This window comes from Nostoc sp. (assembly GCF_036917975.1).
GTDB lineage: Bacteria > Cyanobacteriota > Cyanobacteriia > Cyanobacteriales > Nostocaceae > Nostoc.
In genome coordinates this window covers 1-3,145 of sequence record NZ_JBALEJ010000058.1, presented here as the reverse complement: position 1 = coordinate 3,145, position 3,145 = coordinate 1, and the positions used below count along the sequence as shown (strand labels likewise).

Here is a 3,145-nt window from a genome sequence, read left to right as displayed (position 1 = left end):
ATTTTCTATCATCTTTTATCCTGTCAGTATCATCTAATATTGATAACTTCGCTGTCGGAATCGCCTACGGGGTAAAAAACATAAAAATCGGTATACTTGCTAACTTAGTTATTGCAATATTTTCCGCTTTTGGTGCATATTTATCTATGTCAGCAGGAGAAACTTTTGGAAGATTTTTATCTGCTGATGTCGCAAATTTTGTAGGTTTTATTGCTCTGTTAGGCGTAGGAATTTTGGGGATATGGGATACATTTAGATCCAAAAGACAAGAAACCGTCAATCGAAACAAATCTTCTGTTAATCAACTTGATTACACTATCTTCCTAGAAAAACCAGAACTAGCAGATTTGGATAACTCTCGTTTTATCGACTTTAGAGAGTCTCTCGCTTTAGCGTTTGCTTTAACAATCAACAATGTAGCTGGTGGTTTTGGAGCCGGACTTTCTGGTTTAAATATTCCCGTTACCACTTTTATAACCTTTTTATTTAGTCTGTTAGCAATTAAATTTGGATATTTTATGGGGAAGAAGTTCACTTCTAAAATTTCTGCTAAATGGTCGGGAATTATCTCAGCATCTCTGATAATTTGTTTAGCAGTATATGAATACTTTATTTAACCCTCTTTTATCACTTTCGGGAGAGAATAATCTGGAATGCTTACAGCATAAGACTTTTACCAAAAAACCATGATTTCAGCCATTGTGTTAGAAAATAAACGCTCAAATGCCCGTTCTATCTACAGTTCAAAATTTGGCTTTGATTTTTACTTTCCCAGAGTGACAAAACAGGGTTAAAAAGAAAGTCATAATATGCCTCAGTAGCTGTCGGGTTTTGGGGACAGGGAAAAATTTTACCCAAAACTCGAACCCAGTTCGGAGCAGTATTGCCATTGCAGCTACCCGCCCATAGAGTTCAAGCTGATTATTAGTTGTGCAAGTACGAACCTTCGCCCAACATGGCAGTCCCGAATAGCAATCAGCAAGACTTGACTCTGCCCTCAAAACTGGCGATTTTGGTTCTTAGTTTTTAGTTGATGAGCAAATATTAAGCTAGAAGGGAGACTCTGAACTTCACTTGTATAGCTTGAGGATTGTGTACTATTTCCTGCCGTACTTGTGACGATCTCACGTACTTGGCTTTCAGTTAAGTTGTGATTAGCACTAAGCATTAGAGCAACTACACCAGCAACGTAAGGGGAAGCCATAGATGTGCCGCTAATAGTCTTATTTGTCAATGCGTAATTTCTGTTAAATATAAAACAAGGGTTTGAGTAGAAACCACCTTCAATTTTACTTCTTTAGTTAACAGGTACACTCCACCAAGCTAAACCATAAGGTTGAGTTGATTCATTTACCTGATGGCGAAACTGAACCCGGATTTTATAATTACCTTGAGTCGGAACAGGGCAGAAGATATGTTGTACGCTGTCAACTTGGCTAATTGAGCTACAAACTACACCCATATCCTCACTTAAAGCATTAGCTTTTACCAAGTAGAGGTCGAGATTATTCAACCCGCGATCGCGAAAATTCTCTCCAACATCATACTGCTGGTTGTGATTGAGATCGTTTAATTCTACTAGCCGATCCCAAGCCAGAGTAATCGCAATAAAACTATTCGCCTTTAATGGTTTTGCTAGTGTATATTCTACAGATGTTCCAGCGTTGACTGTGCCATAATCCCAGCCTATACTAGGCACAGCATCAGATGGTTGCCATTCACCGGGACTAAATTGTTGATAGGCTCGAAATGCATTTAAATGACCCGCCCCCATTTGAGCATCCAAAGAAATTTTTGGTTCTTTATATGCATCAGTTGCCAACCAGTCTTTGTCTTGTTTATCAATCAGCGTTTTCATCATTCCCAAGCGTAAGCCATCACCGCTATCTTGAATTTTGTCTGCGGAGTTGAGCAATACAGCTTTCATGACTTGGTGATGCCGGGAAGCAACACTCCAATGGAGTTGTTTTTTACGCAGCTGTCGATCCCCAAATTCCTGTAACAATGCAACAGTGGCCGTAACATGAGGTGCAGCAAAACTTGTCCCTGAACCCGGATTTACCTGACCATCTGGATTGATTAAATCAATATTACTGCCTGGAGCTACTAAACTAATAGAGTGACGACCTTTAATATCAAACTCTTTACCAATTAAGCGACTACTTACTCCTTTGCCATCACCTGCCAAATTGTCAACAGCTACTTTGTTAAAAATACCTTTCTTTTGGGATGAAAAAGCCACGTTCACTCCGTTGTAATTGTCGGTCGGAATTGAAATCCCTCCTTTGCCTTGGTTCCCCGCAATTACATATAAAGTATCATGAACGCGACTCGACCAGTCAACACATAATGTTAGTAAAGCATTACCATCTAAAACAGGCTCTGGTCGTGGGTCGCGTTCTAGTGGTTCACCAAAGCTGAAATTGATCGCGCGAACATCACCGCCGTTTTGCAAGGCGATGTATTGTGCCGATAAGCACTCTTGTGGCTGTGCCATTTTTTTTGTATCACCTACAGCATCTGAATACAGTCGCGCTCCTGGGGCTACTCCTGGTAAAGCTTTATCCCATCTTCCGCACCCAGAACTGTCACACCCCAAAAAACCGGATATATCCGGATATATATAGTACATAGGAACTATCTACTAGGAGAGCTTATTACAGCTAAATAAGAATAACTTCTATTAAGTTCAGATATCTGGGTAGCATATAAAAATAATAATCATTCTTATCGGGGGGTAGGAAAGGAGAGGCTGCCAATAGCAGCCTCTCCTTTCCTCATGTTTTTTAATTCGATAATGATTCAATTTTCGGGTGGAGAGAGGTGTTTGTATAAGCAACTGAAATTTATCGGGAGCAATGCGATTTTGTGAGGTGCTTAAAATTCGGGTGCTAAATCACCTGTTTAGGGGTGCGATCGCAGCTAAATAACTGTTTTTATTGAGAATTTAGCTCTCTAACTGAGAATTAAAGTCCGATCTAACAAAATCGCATTGCTCCCAATTTATCCCACAAAGGCTGTCAAAAAATGTGAAAATTTTAACTGATATGGTTTTGGGTACTTTCTAATCATGTTTAATATCAAAGATATTGAAATCAAGAATATTGACCATTTGGGTATAGTGGCAGGAATCGTAGACTCAATT

At 39.5% G+C, this 3,145-nt stretch carries 2 protein-coding genes and 1 pseudogene; 1 reads left to right on the top strand and 2 read right to left on the bottom strand.

Annotation, left to right across the window (positions count from 1 at the left end; all coding sequences use genetic code 11):
- On the top strand, positions 1 to 617 hold a 617-nt coding region (gene ytaF, locus V7K76_RS23835; RefSeq protein ID WP_335030103.1), incomplete at its 5' end, for a sporulation membrane protein YtaF.
- 452 nt (positions 618 to 1,069) lie between these two features.
- Here ytaF and V7K76_RS23830 read toward each other — a convergent pair.
- Together V7K76_RS23830 and V7K76_RS23825 are read right to left on the bottom strand one after the other, a co-directional pair.
- Positions 1,070 to 1,216, bottom strand: a pseudogene (locus tag V7K76_RS23830) (S8 family serine peptidase); the annotation flags it as partial.
- Between the two features lie 81 nt (positions 1,217 to 1,297).
- Positions 1,298 to 2,632 (bottom strand): S8 family serine peptidase, encoded by a 1,335-nt coding sequence (locus tag V7K76_RS23825; protein WP_335030102.1) that lies wholly within the window; start codon positions 2,630 to 2,632, stop codon positions 1,298 to 1,300.
- Between the last annotated feature and the right edge of the window lie 513 nt (positions 2,633 to 3,145).